At 60.1% G+C, this 20,206-nt stretch carries 22 protein-coding genes and 1 pseudogene; 2 read left to right on the top strand and 21 right to left on the bottom strand.

The window, feature by feature from the left end:
* Position 1: 1 nt before the first annotated feature.
* The 18 genes and pseudogenes from AC5RUU_RS01170 to AC5RUU_RS01085 all read right to left on the bottom strand — a co-directional run bounded on the left by AC5RUU_RS01170 (position 2) and on the right by AC5RUU_RS01085 (position 13,805).
* Entirely contained in the window at positions 2–1,498 is a 1,497-nt protein-coding gene (locus AC5RUU_RS01170; protein WP_493973397.1) for a TadA family conjugal transfer-associated ATPase, read from the bottom strand.
* Complete coding sequence (locus tag AC5RUU_RS01165) at positions 1,498–2,694, bottom strand: CpaE/TadZ family protein (RefSeq protein WP_493973396.1); 1,197 nt, start codon at positions 2,692–2,694, stop codon at positions 1,498–1,500. The genes AC5RUU_RS01170 and AC5RUU_RS01165 overlap by 1 nt, the downstream gene beginning before the upstream one ends.
* The gene (cpaB, locus tag AC5RUU_RS01160; RefSeq protein WP_493973395.1) at positions 2,691–3,446 is read right to left on the bottom strand and encodes a Flp pilus assembly protein CpaB; all 756 of its coding nucleotides are present in this window, start codon (positions 3,444–3,446) and stop codon (positions 2,691–2,693) included. The genes AC5RUU_RS01165 and cpaB (AC5RUU_RS01160) overlap by 4 nt, the downstream gene beginning before the upstream one ends.
* A gap of 31 nt (positions 3,447–3,477) precedes the next feature.
* Positions 3,478–4,518, bottom strand: coding sequence for a pilus assembly protein TadG-related protein (locus tag AC5RUU_RS01155; protein ID WP_493973394.1), 1,041 nt, complete (start codon positions 4,516–4,518; stop codon positions 3,478–3,480).
* On the bottom strand, positions 4,506–4,880 hold the full coding sequence (locus AC5RUU_RS01150) for a TadE/TadG family type IV pilus assembly protein (RefSeq protein WP_493973393.1): 375 nt from the start codon (positions 4,878–4,880) through the stop codon (positions 4,506–4,508). The genes AC5RUU_RS01155 and AC5RUU_RS01150 overlap by 13 nt, the downstream gene beginning before the upstream one ends.
* A gap of 92 nt (positions 4,881–4,972) precedes the next feature.
* A complete protein-coding gene (locus AC5RUU_RS01145) occupies positions 4,973–5,179 on the bottom strand; it encodes a Flp family type IVb pilin (protein WP_493973392.1) in 207 nt (68 codons plus the stop codon).
* A gap of 267 nt (positions 5,180–5,446) precedes the next feature.
* Positions 5,447–5,662, bottom strand: coding sequence for a Flp family type IVb pilin (locus tag AC5RUU_RS01140; protein ID WP_493973391.1), 216 nt, complete (start codon positions 5,660–5,662; stop codon positions 5,447–5,449).
* Between the two features lie 5 nt (positions 5,663–5,667).
* Positions 5,668–6,540 carry a type II secretion system F family protein gene (locus AC5RUU_RS01135; protein WP_493973390.1) on the bottom strand — a complete coding sequence of 291 codons (873 nt, stop codon included), beginning with the start codon at positions 6,538–6,540 and terminating at the stop codon, positions 5,668–5,670.
* 10 nt (positions 6,541–6,550) lie between these two features.
* The gene (locus AC5RUU_RS01130) at positions 6,551–7,504 is read right to left on the bottom strand and encodes a type II secretion system F family protein (RefSeq protein ID WP_493973389.1); all 954 of its coding nucleotides are present in this window, start codon (positions 7,502–7,504) and stop codon (positions 6,551–6,553) included.
* A complete protein-coding gene (locus AC5RUU_RS01125; protein WP_493973388.1) occupies positions 7,504–8,961 on the bottom strand; it encodes a TadA family conjugal transfer-associated ATPase in 1,458 nt (485 codons plus the stop codon). The genes AC5RUU_RS01130 and AC5RUU_RS01125 overlap by 1 nt, the downstream gene beginning before the upstream one ends.
* Entirely contained in the window at positions 8,958–10,157 is a 1,200-nt protein-coding gene (locus AC5RUU_RS01120) for a CpaE/TadZ family protein (RefSeq protein ID WP_493973387.1), read from the bottom strand. The genes AC5RUU_RS01125 and AC5RUU_RS01120 overlap by 4 nt, the downstream gene beginning before the upstream one ends.
* Positions 10,154–10,939, bottom strand: coding sequence for a Flp pilus assembly protein CpaB (gene cpaB, locus AC5RUU_RS01115; protein WP_493973386.1), 786 nt, complete (start codon positions 10,937–10,939; stop codon positions 10,154–10,156). Before cpaB (AC5RUU_RS01115) ends, AC5RUU_RS01120 begins: the two co-directional genes overlap by 4 nt.
* 19 nt (positions 10,940–10,958) lie before the next feature.
* Complete coding sequence (locus AC5RUU_RS01110; RefSeq protein WP_493973689.1) at positions 10,959–11,246, bottom strand: hypothetical protein; 288 nt, start codon at positions 11,244–11,246, stop codon at positions 10,959–10,961.
* Between the two features lie 543 nt (positions 11,247–11,789).
* Positions 11,790–11,963: pseudogene (locus AC5RUU_RS01105) on the bottom strand (pilus assembly protein TadG-related protein); the annotation flags it as partial.
* On the bottom strand, positions 11,951–12,349 hold the full coding sequence (locus AC5RUU_RS01100) for a TadE/TadG family type IV pilus assembly protein (RefSeq protein ID WP_493973385.1): 399 nt from the start codon (positions 12,347–12,349) through the stop codon (positions 11,951–11,953). The pseudogene AC5RUU_RS01105 and the gene AC5RUU_RS01100, both read right to left, overlap by 13 nt.
* A 77-nt stretch (positions 12,350–12,426) precedes the next feature.
* Positions 12,427–12,627 (bottom strand): Flp family type IVb pilin, encoded by a 201-nt coding sequence (locus tag AC5RUU_RS01095; protein WP_493973384.1) that lies wholly within the window; start codon positions 12,625–12,627, stop codon positions 12,427–12,429.
* A 31-nt stretch (positions 12,628–12,658) separates the two neighbouring features.
* Positions 12,659–12,859 carry a Flp family type IVb pilin gene (locus AC5RUU_RS01090; protein ID WP_493973383.1) on the bottom strand — a complete coding sequence of 67 codons (201 nt, stop codon included), beginning with the start codon at positions 12,857–12,859 and terminating at the stop codon, positions 12,659–12,661.
* A gap of 280 nt (positions 12,860–13,139) precedes the next feature.
* Complete coding sequence (locus AC5RUU_RS01085; RefSeq protein WP_493973382.1) at positions 13,140–13,805, bottom strand: prepilin peptidase; 666 nt, start codon at positions 13,803–13,805, stop codon at positions 13,140–13,142.
* A gap of 293 nt (positions 13,806–14,098) precedes the next feature.
* On the opposite strand from AC5RUU_RS01085, the gene rplM reads away from it, so the two are divergent.
* Both rplM and rpsI read left to right on the top strand, forming a co-directional pair.
* The gene (gene rplM, locus AC5RUU_RS01080) at positions 14,099–14,542 is read left to right on the top strand and encodes a 50S ribosomal protein L13 (RefSeq protein WP_009358699.1); all 444 of its coding nucleotides are present in this window, start codon (positions 14,099–14,101) and stop codon (positions 14,540–14,542) included.
* Between the two features lie 38 nt (positions 14,543–14,580).
* On the top strand, positions 14,581–15,084 hold the full coding sequence (gene rpsI, locus AC5RUU_RS01075) for a 30S ribosomal protein S9 (protein ID WP_013601788.1): 504 nt from the start codon (positions 14,581–14,583) through the stop codon (positions 15,082–15,084).
* 59 nt (positions 15,085–15,143) lie between these two features.
* Here rpsI and AC5RUU_RS01070 read toward each other — a convergent pair whose 3' ends face one another.
* From AC5RUU_RS01070 to AC5RUU_RS01060, 3 genes are read right to left on the bottom strand one after another with little or no spacing between them, the layout of a single operon-like run.
* Positions 15,144–17,042: a glycosyltransferase family 39 protein gene (locus AC5RUU_RS01070; RefSeq protein WP_493973381.1), complete on the bottom strand. Its 1,899-nt coding sequence runs from the start codon at positions 17,040–17,042 to the stop codon at positions 15,144–15,146.
* Positions 17,011–18,897, bottom strand: coding sequence for an ArnT family glycosyltransferase (locus AC5RUU_RS01065; protein WP_493973380.1), 1,887 nt, complete (start codon positions 18,895–18,897; stop codon positions 17,011–17,013). The genes AC5RUU_RS01070 and AC5RUU_RS01065 overlap by 32 nt, the downstream gene beginning before the upstream one ends.
* A complete protein-coding gene (locus AC5RUU_RS01060) occupies positions 18,894–20,132 on the bottom strand; it encodes a bifunctional glycosyltransferase family 2/GtrA family protein (RefSeq protein ID WP_493973379.1) in 1,239 nt (412 codons plus the stop codon). The genes AC5RUU_RS01065 and AC5RUU_RS01060 overlap by 4 nt, the downstream gene beginning before the upstream one ends.
* Positions 20,133–20,206 lie beyond the last annotated feature (74 nt).

The raw sequence follows: 20,206 nt of genomic DNA, 5'->3' as shown, positions 1-20,206 counted from the left end.
CCTATCTTCCGGTGGGTGGGACGGGGGACTGCGGTCCGGCGAACACTGCGGGGGAGACATGGATGCCCAGGTCCTCGAACCGGTCGATGAACCGCGGGCGGATGCCGGTGGCCACGGGCTTGCCCATGAACCGCCCGTGCGCGTCGACGCCGGCGGAGTAGTCGAAGACGAACGCGTCCTGGAGGGTGACAATGTCTCCTTCCATGCCCTGGACCTCGGTAACGTGCGTGATGCGCCGGGATCCGTCCCGGAGCCGGGAGATCTGCACGATGAGGTTGACCGCGGAGGCGATCTGTTCCCGGATGGCGCGCAGCGGCAGGTCCATGCCGGCCATCAGCACCAGGGTTTCAAGCCTTGCCACGGCGTCGCGCGGGGAGTTGGAGTGCACGGTGGAGAGGGACCCGTCGTGGCCGGTGTTCATGGCCTGGAGCATGTCGAGGGACTCGCCACCGCGGACCTCGCCTACAACAATCCGGTCGGGCCGCATACGCAGTGAGTTCCGGAGCAATTCGCGGATGGTCACCTCACCCTTGCCTTCCGTGTTCGGCGGGCGGCTTTCGAGCCGGACCACGTGCTGCTGCTGGATCTGCAGTTCCACGGCGTCCTCGATGGTGACGATGCGTTCGTCTGCGGGAAGGAAGGAGGAAAGGACGTTGAGGAGGGTGGTCTTGCCGGTGCCGGTGCCGCCGGAAACGATGATGTTCAGCTTGGCCTTGACGCAGGCGTTCAGGAGTTCGGCCATCTCCGGGGTCAGGGTGCCGAAGTCAATCAGGTTGCGGACAGTCAGCGGGACCTTGCTGAACTTACGGATGGTGAGTGAGGAGCCGCCCACGGCCAGCGGCGGGATGACGGCGTTAACACGGGAGCCGTCCTCGAGGCGGGCGTCCACCAGCGGTGAGGATTCGTCGATACGCCGGCCCACCCTGGACACGATCCGCTCGATGACCTTGCGCAGGTGTTCCTCGGAGCTGAACCGGGATTCGGTGAGGGTCAGCTTGCCCTTGCGCTCCACATAAATCTGGTCCATCCGGTTGACCATGATTTCGGTGACAGCCGGATCATCCAGCAGCCGCTGGAGGGGGCCGTAACCCAGGACGTCGTCGGCAACATCGCGGACCAGCCGGGTGCGTTCTTCCGACGAGAGCGGAACCTGCTCGGCGTCGATGATGCGGGACAGCTCTTCCTTGGCGGTGCTTCGGAGCTCCTGCTCGGTCACGGCGGCGTCGTTGAACCGGGCGCCCATCCGTTCGAAAAGGGCGTTGGCCGCCCGAAGCTTCATGGCTGCGAAGACGTCCACCTTGGGTACCGCTGGCACCTGCTGCGTGCCGGCGTCGTGCGTTGGCGTGACGACGGCGGGGCGCACGGGAAGGTGCCCCTCAGCTGCCGGGCCGGGAGCGGGGGCCGGCGAAGCGGCGGCGGGCCGCTCAAGGACGGCTGTGGCCGTACCGGACGCCTGGTTGCGGTCCTGGACAGCGTTGATCCGTTCGGAGAGTTTCATCAGATGACCACCCTTCGGTGAAGCTTCCGCTGGGTCTGGGTACGCCACGCCGGGTTGAAGCGCTCCACCAGCTGGCGGAGGCTTTTCACGGCGGGGTCCTTCTTGGATTCCTGCAGGACGGGGATGCCGCGGTTGGTGGACAGGGCCACGGCGCGGGAGCGGGGGACGCTTACGTCCACGGGCGCGCCGATGGTGGATTCCACGTCCTGGACGCTGAGGCCGGCTTTGGCGTCGGCCATGTTCAGGACCACGTGCCGGGACTCGGGCATGATCTCAAGCTGGCGGAGGACTTCCAGGCCGGAGCGCAGGCCGCGGAGGCTGGGTATGTCCATGGCGCTGACCCACACCACGTCGGTGCACTGCTCCATGGCGGCCAGGCCGATTTCCGGCATGCCGGGGGCGGTGTCCAGGACCACGTACTGGAACTCCTGGGCCAGCTGTTCCAGCAGGCGGGTGATCTGGTCCGGCGTGATGTGGTCCGCGTCCACCGGATTTGGCGGGGCGCAGAGCGCGTAGATGCCCGCCGGGTGGACGGTGAGAAAGGCCTTGAGGACCAGTGAATCCTGCGCGGCTGCCGGGGTGACGGCATCCGTGACGGTATGCTCCGGGTTGAGGTAGAGGCCGGAGGCGACATCGCCGAACTGCAGGTCCAGGTCAACGATCACCACGCTCATGGGCGCGACCTGCCCCAGTCCGATGGCGATGTTGGTGGCAAGGGTGGTCTTGCCGACGCCGCCCTTGGGCGAGAAGACGCCGATCACCAGGCCCTTGCCGCCGTTTTCCGCCGGCGGCGCCTCGTGGTTGCGGTGCCGGGCGGCGAAGGACTGGCAGGCGCGTTCCAGCAGCACGCGGATTTCCGCGGCGTCGGCCTGCGGGCTGACGATGTCCCGGATGCCGGCCCGCATGGCGTGCAGCAGGAAGGACGGGTCAGCGTCGCTGACCAGGACCAGGCTGAGGCCAGGGACCTGGACGTCGAAGACCTTCGCGAACCGGAGCGCTTCCTCGTAGGGAACGTCCGGTCCGATGATCAGGACCTCGGGCTGCTCCTGGTTAAGGAGCGAGAACAGTTCCGCGGGGCCTGTGGGAAGGATGTCCGAGGCGATGGTCTGCACGGTACCGCGGAGGCCATGGGCGACGGCGGCGCGCAGCTTCTGGTCAAACTCGCCGTTGGGGGAGAGGAGGACGAAGCGGCTCACTTGTACACCACTTCCTTTCGCTCCACGCGGGGTCCGTTGTCCTGGGCGTCGAGGGGCTCCTTGGTGAGCCAGAGTTTGCCGAACTCGGAGGCGAAAACGATCTTGCCGGCGTCGATATCGTTCACGGCGACGGTGAGCATGAGCGATCCCTCGGGAAGGGTGGTGTCTTGGGGGTCCGAACCGTCTGCCGGCTTTTCGGGGCCTGCAGCCTGGGGTGCGCGCTGGACGGCGGTGACCAGAACCTTGCGCACCGCCAGCTGGGTGGTGGGGTCATCGGTTTTCGCCTTGTAGGCGCCGTTCTCGAAGGTGAGGAAGATGCCTACGTGGTCGCCGACGTCGATGCGGCCGCCCACTACACGCTTGGGTTCCACCTCGAAGGAGACTTCCTGCAGGCCTGCGGGGACCTCGACGGCGCCCTGGGCTTTGACGTCTTCCGGGGCGACGAGACGCTCGGCGAGGAGCTGTTCGCCGGGGACGAGGTCCACGGCGCTGACGGTGCCGGCTTTGTTGTCCAGGGTGCTGAGTGCGGTGTCTGAGACCCCCGCTGCCGGTACCTTCTCGATGACCAGCGAGGCTGTCATGTCGTTGACCGGGGTTCCTGCGGGAATGGAAGTCTTTACCACCAGGACGTCAACGGGTTTTGTCGATGCCAGCGCCCGCTGGTCTGCGCCCTGGGCGTAGAAGACGATGAGGAGGGCTCCCACAATCGCCAAGGCGACCGCAGCCGTTCCGGCGAGGAGGCGAGACTTCACTTTGATCTCCTGGATAAGGGGGTGGTGGTTATTAGAGGGTGGGGCGCGCGATCGTCGCCCCGTACTCGGTAACCGGGCCGAGGGTGTAGCCATCGGCCAGGGAGACGTATTTGATGAAACTGCCGATAATGCCGCGGCAGTTTCCTTTGCATTCCGTGGCCGTGGTGACGCCCGTCGTCGTCGATTTTTCGCTGCGGAACTCGTAAGGGAGTCCGCTGTTGCCGCTGAACTTCCAACCGGTCACTTCGAATGCTGCGAAGGAAATCAGGCTGTAGACGGCACCCGCGCCGGTGCCGGTGACCTTGTTGAAGACCGGCAGGAGGACGACGACCTTCCGTCCTGCCGTGATCTCGCTGGCCCATTTGCTGAGCTCGGCGGAACAGTGGCCTGGCGCGTTGTTGCCAGTGTCACTTCCGCCCTCGCTGGTGGCGAGGTCGATGCTGCCGCCGCATTTTCCTGGGTCCGGGGCAAGCCAGCCGAATCCTCCCGCCACTGCGGCGCCTGACGGGCCATAGTTGCAGTCCGGGTTGGCGTTGTTGCCGTGGTCCTGAAGCAGTTGGAGCGAGCCGTCCACACGGTCCTTGACCTGGCAGATGGAGAAGGCCAGGGGGAACGCGGTACGTCCTGCCTTGGGGCTGCCCCACTCGGCTGAGGCCCGTGTCCCGACTTCCTTGGTGGGAATGCCGAGGACGTCAGCAAAGAAGAGGGAGACAGAGTTGTCTGTTCCACCGGCTTCCTTTGCGGACGTGGTGACACTGACCTTGCGCGCCGTCTTGTCGAGCTCGATGCTGTACACCTTGCTCATGCCGTCCAGGGCGTTCTGGTTGGCGAGGCTCGTGGCGAGGCTCGACGTCTCCGAACACACCGGGTCGGTTGTGTCTTTAGCGCACTTTTGTGCGAGCGCTACGGCGGAGGCATCCGCGCCGTTTTGCAGCTGGGCGCGTTCTGAATAAATGACTCCGACGTCGACGGCGATCGCGACGAAGCCGAGGAGGGTCACCAGGAGGATGGCGACGATGACGCTGACGGCGCCGCGTTCATTCGTTGCCTGGTCATCGGTCAGCCGCCGCACAGCATGACCCCCTTGCCGGTCATCGGGAAAGGTCCCGCGATTCCGGTGATGGTGGACAGGTTGTACGTGATGGTGAGCGTGACTTGGGCGCCGGTGCTGCATGCGTTGGTGCTGAGGGTGATGTCCGAGGTGGGGATACTGGCACTTACTGAGGCGGCTGCATTCTTTGCCGCGGTTCTGGCGCCGGTGGGATCGTTGGCGATTGCCATGACCCGGACACCGTCGCGTGCTGCGTTGGTGAGGGTGATCTGGGCGTTGTAGGCGCGCCCGAATTCGATGGTTCCCAGAACGAGCATCAAGAGGAGGGGCAACAGGATCGCGAACTCGACGGCGGCTGCGCCGCGCTCCGATTCGTGTGACACCTGCTGCACCTCCTCTTCAATGTCTCGTTTTTTGCCCCTGCTGCTCGAGGCGGTGCGGTTCCGATATGGGGGCCGGAACCGGACTTTGAGGGCTACGGAGTGGGGATGGCGGTGGTGGTCGGGTTGGCGATGTCGGTGGAGACTCCCGTAAAGAGCGTGCCGAGCTGGCCGCCGAGCGTGCTGACGGCAACGATGATGACGACGGCGATGAGTGCGACCATGATGCCGTATTCAACGGCGGTTGCGCCCTTCTCTTCGCTGCGGAGGCGGATCATGAGGTTGGTGTAGAGAGAAAGCATTTGAGACTCCTGTGCGAGACGGATGGCTGGCCCTGCACCAGCACTAAAACGAAGTTAGCAACGGAAATTGGAGCCGAAGCCGGATCTTGGAGCATCCTGCGCAAAGGCTCTCGGCCATGTACTTTTCCTGCGCTTTCGCTTGGTTTTTGCTGCGCTAAGACTGGGATTTCCCCGTGATGCACGCACACAAACGGACCCCCTCGGTTCTGGGTGCCGAGGGGGTCCGGTCTATGGGGCGCCGGATGGCGCGTCTGGGGTTATGGAGGGCTAGGGGATGCCTAGCGCCGTTTTGACCCCGGTGGTGAGGAATCCGAAGAAGGAGTTCAATGCAACGCCGAATAACCCGACGCCTGCCACAATTACGAGAGCAATGAATCCGGCAAGAATGCTGTACTCCGTTGCCGTTGCGCCCTGCTGTTCACAGCGGATGCGACCCAAAAGGGCTCTTGTAGGTAGCAACATACGGTGCAGATACTTCATCATTCCTCCTACGAGAAGGCGGCGACGATGTTCATGACGGCCGGCCCCAGCAGGATGATGAACAGGGTCGGAAAGATGAAGAAGATCAGCGGGAAGAGGATCTTGACCGGAATCTTCATGGCGTGTTCTTCGGCGCGCTGGCGGCGCTTAAGCCTCATTTCATGTGCCTGGATCTTCAGCACCTTTGCGATGGCGATACCGTAAGCGTCCGCCTGGACGATCGCTCGGATGAAGGAACGCAGGTCGGCAACGTCTACCCTGTCGGACATGTCCAGGTAAGCCTCTTTGCGGGAGCGTCCTACTTGCATGTCCTGCAAAGTTCGCGTCATCTCGTCTGCCAGAGGTCCGCCGCCGTTCTCGGCGGTGCGGGCCATCGCCGCTTCGAAACCAAGGCCCGCCTGGACGGAAATCAACATTTGATCCAAAGTGTTCGGTAGCTCCTGACGGATCTTGGCCCTCCGCTTCTCGGCGTTGGTGCGTACCAGCAGGTCCGGCGCGAAGTACCCGAAGACGAGCGCGGCGAATAGAATTGCGAAGCGGGCCGGTGCAGGCGAAGCGAGGAAGTTGACCAACCCCAGCATTCCAAGAGCAAGTGCCAGCAGTGCCTTCACGATCAGGAGACGCTCAAGCGGCCACTCCTTGGGTCGCCCGACGGCGGCGAGCTGCTTATCGAGCCAAGCGACGTATCCCACGGGTGCGATCTTGCGTGCAAGGGTGCTTAATTCGGCCGAGAAGTTCTGGGGCGCAACACTTCTCGCCCGCTGCCCGAGGTTTGCCTGAATGTTCCGCAAAGCAACCCTGTCAGTGGCAGCAACGGACCACACCAAGTATGTAATTGGAAGAACAATGGCCAGGATTGCCCCAAGTGCTACTGGTGACATTTCAACCCTCCTAGTACTTCGGCTTGATCAGACGGCTGAGCCAGAATCCACCGGCTGTGAGCATCACGGCGGCCACGCCCAGCATCAGGTAGCCGGGAACGGTGCTCGTGAAGGTCTCCGCGTATTGCTTATTGATGAAAATCAACGCAAAGAACAGGACTATGGGCAGTCCCATGAGAACCGCTGCCGACATTTTGCCTTCGGCACTCAGGGCTTTGACTTGCCGCCGAATCTGGTTTCGGTCACGGATTGTCTCACCGACGTGATCGAGCACCTCGGCAAGGTCTCCGCCGACTTCCCGGTGGATCTCAATTGCCTGAGCGATCCAAGCGAAGTCTTCACTGCCCGTGCGGGCGGAAACGTCGATCATTGATTCTCCGAGGTCTCGCCCGATCCTGGTTTCGTTGACGATCCTGCTCAGTTCCTCGGACATCGGCGCTTCCGATTCCCGGGCGGAGGCGTCCACGGCCCGGAGGAGGGAGTGGCCAGCACGCATACTTCCGGTGAGCATCTGGAGCGTATCCGGCAATTGCTCGTCGAACTTGCTCTTGCGCCTGGACGTCAGGACCGAAAGGTAAGCGAGCATGCCTGCCGGAACCAGGGCAATCATCAGGACTGCGAAGAACAGACCGCCAAGGAGGAATCCGAGGACGCTCCCCGTGAGCGCACCCGCGCCCATCATGAGCAGGAAATTTGCTGGCTGGGTCTTGAGTCCTGCCCGTTCGAGTTTCTCCCGGCTCACCAGGAAGTCCTTCTTGCCCCTCAGCTGCTTGTCAATCGCGCCTACCGCGGTATCGGTCAGTATGGTCAGTCTGGACGTTGCTGAAGCTACGTCTGGCCGTCGCCGCGAAAGCGGAATGGTATGCCGAGGTTTCAGGACGACAACGAACAGGACAACGATCGCGGCGAATATAAGTGCCACGCCCGCGACCATCATCATGACCGGGGCTTCGGCCGTCTCCATCACCGGCCCCTGATGGCTTGCGCGCCGAAGACAGAGGGAGAGATTCGAATTCCAAGTTCTTCGAATCGGTCCGTGAACCGGGGCCGCACACCCGTGGGCACAGGGTTGCCCAGGAAACGGCCGTTCGCATCAATGCCTGCCGAGTAGTCGAAGACGAAGGCGTCCTGGAGGGTGACGATGTCTCCTTCCATGCCTTGCACCTCAGTTATGTGGGTCACCCGTCTCGTTCCGTCCCGAAGACGGGAAATGTGAACGATCAAATTCACAGCGGATGCAATCTGTTCCCGGATCGCTCTCAACGGCAGGTCCATTCCTGCCATGAGAACCAGGGTCTCCAGGCGGGCGACTGCGTCGCGCGGGGAATTGGCGTGCACCGTTGAGATGGAGCCGTCGTGACCGGTGTTCATGGCTTGGAGCATGTCCAGCGACTCGCCGCCACGGACTTCACCAACCACAATTCGGTCGGGCCGCATGCGAAGTGAGTTCCTAACGAGGTCGCGGATCGAGACCTCACCCTTGCCCTCGATATTTGCGGGCCGGCTCTCCAACCGGACTACGTGGTCCTGCTGAAGCTGAAGTTCCACCGCGTCCTCAATGGTGACGATGCGGTCGGTAGCCGGAATGAAGGATGACAAAACATTCAACATGGTCGTCTTTCCGGTTCCCGTACCGCCGGAGACGATGATGTTCATGCGCGCGTGCACACAAGCCTGGAGGAGTTCTGCCATTTCAGGAGACAAGCTTCCGAAACTTATAAGTTTTTGTACGGTAAGTGCTTCACGCCCGAACTTACGGATTGTCAGCGAGGCTCCATTGACTGCCAGAGGCGGAATGATCGCGTTGACGCGCGAGCCATCGGGGAGGCGCGCATCCACCAGCGGTGAGGACTCGTCAATGCGGCGCCCTATGCGGGACACGATCCTTTCGATAACCCGCCGCAGTGCTTCCTCACCGCTGAACTTTGTGTCGGTAAGGAACAGGTGGCCATTTCTCTCCACATAGATTTGGTCGGCACGGTTCACCATGATTTCAGTGACCGAGGGATCATCCAGGTAGCGCTGCATCGGGCCGTGGCCCAGCACGTCATCGATGATCTCCCGCGTGAGGCGCTGTCGCTCCCCTTGAGACAAGGGAACCTGTTCCTCATCGACGACCGCTTTCAGTTCGTCCTTCACGAACTGGTGAAGTTCTGACTCTTCCAAGGAGGAGTCAGTGATACGGGAGCCCAGGCGTTCGTAGAGTGCTTGGCTGGCCCGCTCTTTGAGTCCTGCAAGAGCTTCACTTGCGTGGCCTGTTGAAACCTGCTCTGGAACGGTGGTGTTGGCGTGCTCGGCCGCCTGGGCTTGTTGGATGGCGCTCAACGTGGAGGGAAGGGGCGGCGCTGCCGGGATGGCGGATGGCTCGGACCCGGGGCCTTCCTCGCCCCGTAACCTGGCAAACCGGTGTGAGAGAGTCACTGCACTACCGCCCTTCTGTGGAGCTTCTTGCGGGGGGCTTCCCAATTCGGCTTGAATCGTTCAACCAATTGACGGAGGCCTTTTGCCACTGAGTCGCGGCTTCCATCCTGAAGGAGGGGGACCCCCTTGTTCGTAGAGAATGGGACGGCACGGGACCGCGTCAGGACAACGTCCACGGGAGCCCCGATGGTGGCCTCCACGTCCTGGACCGTCAGACCCGTCCTGCGGTCGGCCATGTTGAGGACGACGTGCCTGTTGTCAGGGAGCAGATCGAGCTCCGACAGAATCTGGAATCCTGTTCGCAGCCCGCGGATGCTGGGGACATCCATACCGCAAACCCAGACGGCGTCGGTTGCCTGCTCCAGGGTGGCGAGCACATGCTCGCCAAGCCCGGGGGCAGTATCAACCACGACGTACTGGAACTCGGCCCGCAGTTGGCGCAGCAGATGGCTGATGTGTTCACCAGTGATCTTGTCCATGTCGATAGGGTTGCGGGGAGCGCACAGGACGTAGATGTTTCCGGGGTGCATCGTCAGGTAAGTCTTGAGAACCATGGAGTCTTGGCTGGCCGCTCCGACCACGGCGTCCGTTATTGTGAACTCTGGCTCGAGCATCAACCCACTGGCTATGTCGCCGAACTGTAGATCGAGGTCCACTACTACGACGCTCATGGGAGCGATCTGGCCCAATCCGATTGCAAGGTTGGTGGCTACGGTTGTCTTACCAACTCCCCCTTTAGGGGACATGACAGCAACAACCCGACCGCCTTCAGCTGTAGGACGTTCGGCTGTGCCTGGAGCGAGGCCCCGCCGCCTGCCGGCCGAGGCGAGACTGGCCCGTTCAACTAAAGCCCGTACCTGGTCCATTTCGGCGGTTGGAGGAATGAGATCCCTGATGCCTGATCGCATTGCGTTCAGGGCCAGTTCCCCATCGTCATCGGCGGCCAGAACTATGCTGATTTCCGGGTACTGAAGGTCCATAACTGCCGCGAATTTGAGCGACTCGTCCTGGGGAAGGCCGGGACCGAGGATCAGGACCTCGGGTGGCTCGCCAACTTGCTGGCGAAGGATGTCATCCGGACTGTCAGGCAAGTAGGCTGCCTGGAAGAACTGGAGCGACCCGCTAAGAGGTGCCACGGAAGCTCGAACTTTGCGTTCATAGTCCACTGAAGGGGAAATCAATATGAAGCGGCTCATCGGAATACCTTTGTCTGGTTGACCACTCCGCTGGTGCCCTCGGTAGCGTCGGCCGGCTCCTTGGAAAGGTAGATCTTTCCAAATTCAGCGGCGAACACCAGCTTTTCAGCATCAACGGCGTTCCTGGCGAACGTGATCAGGTAGGAATCGCTTGAGGTTTGTTGGTCCTTGTTATCCGTGTTTAGGGCTCCTTGGGAGCTTGCCTGCGTTGCCTGGGCCTGGGTTTGTGCTGCCTGGCCCGAGCTGAATTGGACCGCAGTGACAAGGACCTTGTGGAAGGTCAGCTGCGTTGCGTTTCCGCCTTCAGCCTGGTCAGTTGCCGCAGCGTCACCGAGGGAGATGAAAACGCCCACAGTGTCGCCGGCCTGAATTCGGCCACCCACAACACGATCGATGCTGAGCCGAACCGTGATCTCTTGCAAACCATCTGGAACCTCCACCCTCGCTGGCCCCAGGAAGGCATTGGCATCGACCATCCGGCTACTTAGGAGTTGTTCCCCCGGTTCGAGAGCAACCGAAGTAACCTTCGTGCCAAGAGCCTCGAGGTCGTCGACTACGCCCTCGGCTACTGCGCTCCGGGGCACCGTCTTGGTAACGAGGTATTGGCTGAGTTGGCTGGCCGGCGTACCGGCAGCCACCTCCTGCTTCACCACAAGGACGTCTTCCGTCTCCGTGTTGGCAAGGGCGCGGCGGTCGGCGCCTTGCACGTAATTGAATAGGAGGACGGTGCCAAATATCGCTACCACCAATGCGGCTATGCCTCCCAGTAGGCGTGCTTTCATTTCTTCCCCTTAGGTGGAACTACTTGATGAGTCGGATTTCCGAAGTGCCAAGATCTGCGCCACCGGGAACAACGCTGCCGGAGCCGATGGACGTGAACTTGACGAACTGACCAATGACGCAGCGGTCATTGCCGCCGGTGCAGGCAAGGGCGCTGGTCATGCCGGGGTCGGTGCTGGTGTTGCGGAACTCGTAGACTCCGTTGTTGCCGAACTTCCAGCCCCAGATTTTGAAGGTGGCGTAGCCAATGATGCTGAACGAGCCGTTCTGCCCGGTGCCACTAGCCACATCGAAAACGGGGAAAGGCACCTTAACCTCTCCACCGGCCAGCAGCGTGGTTTTCCAGGTCCCAAGAACTGTGGCGCAGCCACTGGGAGGGTTGTTACCCGGGTCTGACCCCATATCATTCGTGCCGACGTGGGTGACCGCGTTGCACGGCGAATCTTCGTCCAGCCAGCCCCATCCGCCAGCTATCTGTGTCCCGGACGGGCCAGTACAGGTCCCTCCTGGCTTGTAGGACATCTTCTGCACTTCGGCAGTCTGGCTTCCTGAGCTCAGGTTGAAGCAATTGTCCGACAGGGCCAGCGGGAATCCAGACCCGCTTCCGGGTAGGCCGGCCCCGGCGGTGGCCTGCGCACCGACCGTTACTGGGCCCGCATTTATGGCATTGGCAAACAGATTCGTCAGGAAGCTGGATGAGCCGTTCTTCGTGGACGTGGTAACGGTCACTTGGCCCGGAACTGTAAGGTCCACCGTTGCCGTGCTCGCAGAGTCGTTCGAATTCGAGTTGGCCAGGCCATCCGCCAAAGCGGAGTTGCATGCGCCTTGCTTGCAACTCAGCGCCACAGCGAGGGCCCCGGCGTCAGCCCCGTTTTGGAGTTGAGCTCGTTCGGAATAGATCTGGCCCACATCAACGGCCATGGCACCAGCCCCGATCAGTACCAGCATCATTACCGCGACGGTTACGCCCGCAGCCCCTCGTTCACCTGAGGATTGGGCTCGAACCTTCCTAATTAGCCGCCGCATTGCATTGCCCCCTTGCCGGTAAGTGAAAGACTGGACCCGAAGAAGCCCGTGAGGGACGGACCGCTATAAGTGGCCGTTACCAGGGCAGTTGCTGAAGGTGTTGAGGCAGGGCACGTTGCTGCCGAATAATCAAATGACAGCAGTGCCGAGTTGATGGACGGTGCGCCGGCCTTGCCGGCGGCAGTCGCCTTGGTCGCGTCTTTAGTTACTGCCATTGTCCGTGCTGCTTCGCGGGAGGCCTGTGTAACAGACACTTGGATGTTGTAAGCGTTGGAGAATTCGACAATTCCGATAATCAACGCCACCAAGAAAGGCGCGACAAGGGCGAACTCGACGGCAACTGCGCCCCGATCCTTGGGCTCCCCGTTTTTGTGACTGCGTTTCACATGTCCCCCTGGACGGTTGCAGCATGGAAATAGGTGCGGTGTGCCGCGCTCGAAGCGCGGCACACCGGTCAAATTGGCTACCAGGCGCCGACTTTGCCGGCGAGGCTGTCGAAGAAGGTGTTCAAGTTCCCTCCGAAGAGCGTGACTCCCGCAACGATCACCAGAGCAATGAGACCCACCAGCAGCGAGTACTCGGTTGCCGTGGCACCCTTCTCACCAGCGAACACCGCCCGGAGAGCCATGGTCATTCGTTGGAGGTACTCCGTTATGTGCATCATTAGTTGGCCTTCTTTTCTTGTGTGGGTGCGGTTACCAGGCGCCGACTTTGCCAGCCAGGCCGTTGAAGAAGGTATTGAGGTTGCCGCCGAAGAGGGTCACGCCAGCCACGATGACGAGGGCAATGAGTCCGACCAGGAGGGAGTACTCCGTAGCGGTTGCGCCCTTTTCTGACTCGAAGCGTGCCTTGATGCCGGCGATAAAAGCAGTCATTGAGACCATGAGAGAAGTCATTGTAGATTCCTTAATTCGGTGAAATAGGGTTGATTTGATTTCAACGAATTTCCAGCTGCCCCCATAGTTCCTTAGCGGCTGGACTTCGCTAAGAAGAGATTGTCATTGGGGGTAATGGGGCAACAATGCGTAGTGGTACTCGACTTTTTTTCGCAGCCCGAGAACTACGTACTCGAAAGATGGGAGTGGTACTCAAGAAACGAAGCGAGTACGCATGTGACTACTTGATTCGGCGGTGCGCTTGAGCGGGGGAAGCCGCTGAAAATTGCCTCCGATTGGGCTACATGACAATTAAGATGGCGGCGGCAGTCGCGCCGAACATAGAAGGCCCGTGGGCCACTTCTGTCGCTTTTCTTGGGCCTTTTCGGCTGATGATGACCACCGCGGCCAGGCCGTTCAGGATGAAGCCCAGGAGTCCGCCGTAGAGCAGTTGGCCCCAACCTAAGTACCCAAGGTAAAGGCCGATGGGGGCTGCGAGCTTCACATCACCCATTCCGATCCCTCCTGGCGAAATCAGTCCCAAAATAAGGTAGCCGGCAAACAACACAGCAGCTCCCAATATCCCGCGGAGTAGTCCATCAGCCTGTTGATCGAAGAGTCCAGGCACTAAAAGAAAAAGAAAGCCGCCGGCGAACAGTATTAGTACGAGCGGGTTGGGCAGGAGATGCAGAGCCACGTCGATCCGCGCGAGCTGCACTCCGAGAACAGCCAAGAAAAGAAAAGCCGGCAGAGTAAAGCCAAATCCAAATCGGATAGCAAAAGCGGCGCATGCGAGGCCGGCTAGCGCCGCCGTCGTGATGCGTACGGAAAGGGATGGAAGCCGCCCAAGCCGGGGCAGGCAGTGTGCGATGAGGACCTCGGAAGCGGGGGAGAGGATGCAGCCCACGAGTGCCGCGCCGACGACGACTAGCCAGCCTGCAGAACTCTCACTACCCGTAGCAAACACCGCGACCCCTTGCGTCCATTAGGCCGAAGACGCTGAGGCGGCTCCGGCTACCCCATTTTGACCCTGAACCCCTTGACGCGCTAATCTTGGTAGTCGTTGTGCGTGTCCTATTCCGATGGTGCGTGCCCGCTTGAGGATCCGGTTGCAGGATGACTACTCAACGGGCACATTCGGAACCTCAGGATGACTGGTTACATAGAGCCCTCACCTCTGTTCCGGTAGCGCGCAGATAGTAGGTGCACGAGCTAGTGACACCTAAACAAGAACGCCAGAACAAGAACGAGGCAAACACCGTGCGTACGTACACCCCGAAGCCCGGCGATATCAACCGCCAGTGGCACGTCATTGACGCCACCGACGTTGTCCTTGGCCGTCTTGCAAGCCAGACCGCAATCCTGCTGCGCGGCAAGCACAAGGCCACCTATGCATCCCACATGGACATGGGCGACTTCGTCATCATCATCAACGCTGAAAAGGTAGCCCTGACCGGCGCCAAACTGGAGCAGAAGCGGGCCTACCGCCACTCCGGTTACCCGGGCGGCCTGACCTCCGTCAACTACGCGGAACTGCTGGAATCCAACCCGGTCCGCGCCGTTGAGAAGGCCATTAAGGGCATGCTCCCCAAGAACTCACTCGCTGCCCAGCAGCTGGGCAAGCTGAAGGTGTACCGCGGTGCTGAGCACCCGCACGCCGCGCAGCAGCCCAAGACTTTCGAAATCACCCAGGTCGCCCAGTAGTCCTGGCCACCAAGCAACTTATCTATACAAGGAGAATCGTGGCTCAGAACGAAGAGACCACCGAAGCCGTTGAGGCCGAGGAAACCCTGACCAGCTACACCTCTGAAAGCTCAGCTGCCGAAGCTGCGCCGAAGAAGGAGCGCCCGGCCCTGACCGTTGCCGGCGCAGCTGTTGGCCGCCGTAAGGAAGCCGTTGCACGCGTCCGCGTTGTGCCAGGCACCGGTAAGTGGACCATCAACGGCCGCGCGCTGGACAACTACTTCCCGAACAAGCTGCACCAGCAGGACGTCAACGAGCCCTTCAAGATCCTCGATCTCGAAGGCGCCTACGACGTCATCGCCCGCATCCACGGCGGCGGCATTTCCGGCCAGGCCGGTGCGCTGCGTCTCGGCATCGCCCGTTCGTTGAACGAGATTGACGTCGAGAACAACCGCGCCACCCTGAAGAAGGCTGGATACCTGTCCCGCGACGCCCGTGTTATCGAGCGTAAGAAGGCCGGTCTCAAGAAGGCCCGCAAGGCCCAGCAGTACTCCAAGCGCTAAAACCGCTTTCACAGAAGCCCGTCCCGCCGTTCGGCGGGGCGGGCTTCTGCTTTAAGTATTCATTGAATGGGCCGGGCCAAATCGTACAGACGTACACCGTCAAATTCTTGATACTCGAAGTTGCTTTCGATCCAAGCGACGACCGAGAGCGTGTTGCTACTTGCGGACCAGTGGAGAATGCCTGGTTGGTGTACGTAATAACGGATGTTTTCGTCCTTTACGAGATCCCGAAACGCTGCAAGAGTCGGAAACGAGTCCAAGGCTGAAAAGCCGCCAATCGACATGACGGGACGTTTGGTCCACAGTTGGTATAGGGCAGCGTTCTCGCTGCCCGTCGTGGCTGCCGCCCAGCGGGTTCCCTCACTTACATCCTCGATATATGCTGCAATTTCCGGGATGACAGGCTCTCCTCGCGCCAGTGCGTACTTAGTTTTCTCGCCCAGCCGGAGTTGTTCGGCATCACGTTTGTGCCAGCTCTCAGCAGTTGGAACCGGCCCGGAGATTGGAAACGAACCCTGTTGTGGCGTTGTTATTGACTCGACGATAAAAAGTGTTGGGATTAGCAGCACCGATGCGGCTGCTACGAAAACTGCGAGCTGAGTTGTATGAGGCCGTTTGCCTGGTCGTGGAAGAAATAAGATACATGCCGAAGCGAGGGCAGCCAGTTTGATGGTGGTTGCTGCCCAGGGGTTCCAACCGTCAAACCATGTGAGCATGCCGGAGGCTAGCAAAACACAGAAAAGGGTGATGAACGCTGCTCCACGTGCGTATCCGGCCTTCATTCGATTCACCCACAGCTGTTCACAGGCATGCGCCGACAGAAACGCCATGGGTATGGCAACCATCGCTGTGTAGTAAGGGTGAATGTCTCCGGTCATGAAGCTCAACACCGAAAACGTTGTGAGGAACCAGATGAGGATAAAGCTAGCTGCATACGAGTCCTGCCGGCTGTACCGGCGGCGGCAGAGTGTGGTTGTTATAGACAGACTCGCGACAATCGCCAATGGTAGAAACCAAGCGACCTCGGGGGCGTAGTTGATAGTGAGAAGCCGTATAAGGCTGGCGTCTTGGCCCACAACACCCTCGAAGTCCTTTGGGTTCACGGCGCCAAGATCGGTCTGCCCGGTAAGACGCCCGAAACCGTTGTAACCGAATGTGAGTTCGAGAAAACTGTTTGCCGTCGATCCGCCGATCCAGGGACGGCCGGAGGCGGGCGTCAGTTCAACGATGGCTATCCATAGCGAAGCAGGGGCGATCATCGCCAGTCCAGCCAGTACGAGCTGCCGAACCCGCGACCAAAGAGTCCCGAAGCCGAACGTAAGGAAGGAGATTCCGAGGGCCGGTACAATGATCCAACTTTGGAACTGTTTGCATAAGAAAGCCAAGCCCAAAATAAAAGCGGCCAGATAGATATCTCGCACCTGGTTGCGTTTTACAGCTCTTACTGAGAAGTAGGCGGTCAACGCCCACAGCAGGAGCAATAAGGCATCCGGGTTGTTGAAGCGAAAAACAATCGATGTCACCGGAGTCAATACGACGAAGAGCCCAGCCATAAAGGCCTGCCGTTGCCCAGTCCACGCCAGTGCTGTGGCATGTACTAGCAGCACTGTTGCTACACCCATTACGGCTTGCGGTACCAGCACAGAGGCCGAACTGAGGCCGAAGGCGTGTACGGACAAAGCCATGAGCCACAAGTGGAATGGCGGTTTGTCGACTGTGAGGCCGTTTCCCGCGTCGGCTGATCCATAGAATAGGGCGATCCAGTCCTGGGACCCTGCTTGTGCTGCAGCGGCGTAGTACGGGTTGCCCCAACCGTTTATGGTGAGGTCCCAGAAGTAGACGACACCCGCTATGACGGCCAGTACCAGTGTGGGCAGATGCCGACTCCACCTTCCGTCCTTATTCTGCTGTTGCGCTGTCGTGGGTTCAGGAAGCGAGGTCGTAGACAGTGATCCCATCGATCTCCTCCGATTCGTAGGTATTGGTAACCCATTCCTGAATTGCAATGAGCTCTGGGCTATTGCCCGGCACTTCGAGTTGGCTTGGTTGTTCGACGAGATAACATACGTCCCGTGACGAAACCCAATCCTTAAACTGCTGAAGGGTTGGACTTGGATCAGTCGCGGCGAAACCACCAATAGCCATTACGGGGCGTTCTATTGCTAGTTGGTAGCGCGCGGCTGTCTGACCTGGATAGGTTGCGGCACCCCAGGTGCAGTCGGCCGGGGCGTTGTGAAGAAAATTTGCTAGTCGAGGGGTAGGTGCGGATCCGAGTGCGATACCAGCAGCCCATGCGGGATCGCCCCGTTTTACATCTGCCAGGAAACGACTAAGGGTGTTGGGATTTTTCGTTACGCCTCCCGATAACGGGTTAGAACCGCTTTGTGGGGAGGCCAGCGTCAGCGCCGAGCAGTAGACGGGCCCGATCAGAAGGATAACTGCCGCGAGCCACGTTGCCGTACGGGGAATCCAAGCTCTAGGGGCTGGAACCGAAAGTGCTGCCGCCGTGCAAAGGCCCAGCAGAAATGCCACCGTGCCAAGCCACTCCGGAAATGCATCGCTCAGCTGCCACATAGCTCGCGAGAACACGAGGCTGGCAACCAAAATGGCCGCCACGCAAAATCGGCCTGCGGTTGATGTCCTGCTCCTGGTTAGTGATTCCAAACCCAGACCCAAACACAGGGCCATGGGAACTGCGAGAGCCGCGGTGTAATAGGAGTGAAAATTGTTTCCCATGAAGCTGAGAACCAGGTAAGTCGTCATCATCCATACCACTGATGCGCAAGCGAGCAGGGCTTGTTTTCGGTTGTAGCCACGGCGCAAGAGCCTAAGCAGTATTACCAAGCAGGCAGCTATACCAGGCAGTAGAAGCCAGCCTATTTCTTGTCCGTAGTTGGCGTTGAACAGACGGAATAGTCCCGCGTCCGAAGCGACACTCCGAAATTGCTCTGGGATAAGGGTCGTGGATGGCGCCTCTTCCTGGTGCAGTACTCGATCGAGACCGTTATAACCCAAAGTTAGTTCGAGCATGCTGTTGGTTTGCGATCCTCCAACGTAGGGGCGGGTCTCGGCAGGTGTCGAATCGACGAAAACCGGCCACAGCAAGGAACCGAGGACCAACAAGGCACCTGCGCTGATGATTGCGGCCAGTCTCCTGCGCCACGTGAGTGGGGAGAACAACACAAAAGTAAGAACTATCGCCGGCAAAACCAGGAACGCCTGAAGCTGTTTAGTCAGAAAACCCAGCGAAAGCAGTAGGGCGGTTAGGTAAAGAAACCTATAACGCCCGGACTCGGTGGCACGGACGCCTGCGTAGAGGGCTGCCACCATGAGAAGGACCATCAGGGGATCCGGGTTGTTGTAGCGCGCTAGTAAGACGGTGATGGGCGTGCATGCAAACGCCGCTGCAGCAAACAGAGCCGAGGAAAACGAGAAACAGCGCTTCGTCAACCGATATACAAGAAAAGTGCTCAGGACTGTCATCGCTGCCTGCGGCAGCATTATCGACCAAGAGCTGAGGCCGAACATGTGAACGGACAAGCCCATAAGCCACAGACTGAGAGGAGGCTTATCAACCGTTATCGAGTTACCCCAATCGGCTGACGCGAAAAACAGGGCTCTCAGGTCGTACTGGCCCGCTTGCACTGCTGCTGAGTAGTAGGCGTTTCCCCACCCATTCCGGTCAATACCCCAGATGTAGAAAACGGCGGAAGACAAAAGCAGAACCAGTAGGGCGAAAGAATGCCAGCGTGGGGTGGAATTCGGGCCGTCGACTAAAGATGTGTTAACCGGGTGGAGTTCTGCAACTTTCACCGGACAGCTTCCCTGGCTTGAAGCAATGTCCCAAGCGTCGTCTGTTTGCTACTTTGCCGCACCCGGAACACCCACAGCCGCAGGAGTACGAACCGCATCAGTGTGGCAAGGATGTTTGCCGCCGTCAGGGCGAGCAGTTCGAGGTTTGGCGCGGCGTCGGGCTGAGCCGCGTGCAGGACCAACAGCGAGGAGGAGGTGATGCTCCAAGCCAGCAGGAAGACGATAAGGCCTTGTAACTGCTGAGTGAACAACTTCTCCGGACCACTAATGCCGAATGTAAAGCGCCGATTGGCGGCGGTATTACCGACAGCCGTTAGCAGAAGTGCCAGGAAGTTCGCTTCCTGGGCACCGAACGGGCCCTGCAGGATGAGATACAGCAGGGCGAAAGCGAGCGTCGACGCTACTCCCACGACGCCGAAGCGCAGCACTTGACCAAAGAAGCTCGGCCGGCCCACCGGCACAATTGGGCGCCGCCCCAGCTCAGCGTAGATTGCCTGCACGGGAATCACACCCCTGACCAAGGAGCCGGCTACGCGGACCATACCCCGCAGGTCATCGAGCGCGGTCTGCTTGATGTCCACCCGGCTGTCCGGATCGTCCACCCAGTCAACCGGGATTTCGTGGATACGAAGTCCTGATCGTTCCGCGATAATCAGCAGTTCCGTATCAAAGAACCACCCGTTGTCTTCCACGTGCGGAAGAATCCGTTTGGCAACGTCGGCACGGATTGCCTTAAACCCGCACTGGGCGTCAGAAAAACGCACCTGCATGGTCCGGCGGAGCAGGAAATTGTAGGACCTGGAGATGAACTCCCTCTTGGGACCGCGGCTTACCCGCGAGTTCTGGCCTAGCCGGGTGCCAATGGAAATGTCGGAATGCCCGGAAAGCAAAGGGGCAACCAATGGCGGCAGCGCAGCAAGATCCGTGGACAGATCAACGTCCAGGTAAGCCAGGACTTTTGCCTCCGAAGCACCCCACGCATCTCTCAGGGCGAGTCCGCGGCCTTTAACCTCGAGCCGGCGGTAATTGACGTTTGGCATATGCTCGCTGAGTCGAGCGGCAATCACCGGAGTACGGTCGGTGCTTGCATTATCGGCGATGGTAATTTTCCACGTCGACGGCATTTCGTGCGTCAGATATTCGGCGAGCCTTGTGATGCTGCTTTCGAGTACCGCTTCTTCGTTATAGACCGGTACTACAATTTCGAGCGCCAAGCCCCCATAGCTAGGTGTCATGCATGGATCGTAGGGGTGGCGAAATAGGCGTGGCGAGGCTTTTCGCCAAAGACAGGTAGCACCGAAAAAAACCA

The sequence above is a fragment of the Arthrobacter sp. K4-10C genome (assembly GCF_059090085.1).
Note: the sequence above shows the minus strand (reverse complement) of the source record. Positions and strands in the feature narration are given on the sequence as shown.

Bases quoted from the DNA above. Each gene is read 5' to 3' on its own strand.
- AC5RUU_RS01135 (WP_493973390.1), bottom strand. From the start codon at position 6,540: ATGTCACCAGTAGCACTTGGGGCAATCCTGGCCATTGTTCTTCCAATT.
- AC5RUU_RS01070 (WP_493973381.1), bottom strand. From the start codon at position 17,042: ATGGGATCACTGTCTACGACCTCGCTTCCTGAACCCACGACAGCGCAA.
- AC5RUU_RS01095 (WP_493973384.1), bottom strand. From the start codon at position 12,627: ATGATGCACATAACGGAGTACCTCCAACGAATGACCATGGCTCTCCGG.
- AC5RUU_RS01170 (WP_493973397.1), bottom strand. From the start codon at position 1,498: ATGAAACTCTCCGAACGGATCAACGCTGTCCAGGACCGCAACCAGGCG.
- AC5RUU_RS01120 (WP_493973387.1), bottom strand. From the start codon at position 10,157: ATGAGCCGCTTCATATTGATTTCCCCTTCAGTGGACTATGAACGCAAA.
- AC5RUU_RS01060 (WP_493973379.1), bottom strand. From the start codon at position 20,132: ATGACACCTAGCTATGGGGGCTTGGCGCTCGAAATTGTAGTACCGGTC.
- AC5RUU_RS01145 (WP_493973392.1), bottom strand. From the start codon at position 5,179: ATGCTTTCTCTCTACACCAACCTCATGATCCGCCTCCGCAGCGAAGAG.
- AC5RUU_RS01090 (WP_493973383.1), bottom strand. From the start codon at position 12,859: ATGACTTCTCTCATGGTCTCAATGACTGCTTTTATCGCCGGCATCAAG.
- AC5RUU_RS01140 (WP_493973391.1), bottom strand. From the start codon at position 5,662: ATGATGAAGTATCTGCACCGTATGTTGCTACCTACAAGAGCCCTTTTG.
- AC5RUU_RS01130 (WP_493973389.1), bottom strand. From the start codon at position 7,504: ATGGAGACGGCCGAAGCCCCGGTCATGATGATGGTCGCGGGCGTGGCA.
- cpaB (WP_493973386.1), bottom strand. From the start codon at position 10,939: ATGAAAGCACGCCTACTGGGAGGCATAGCCGCATTGGTGGTAGCGATA.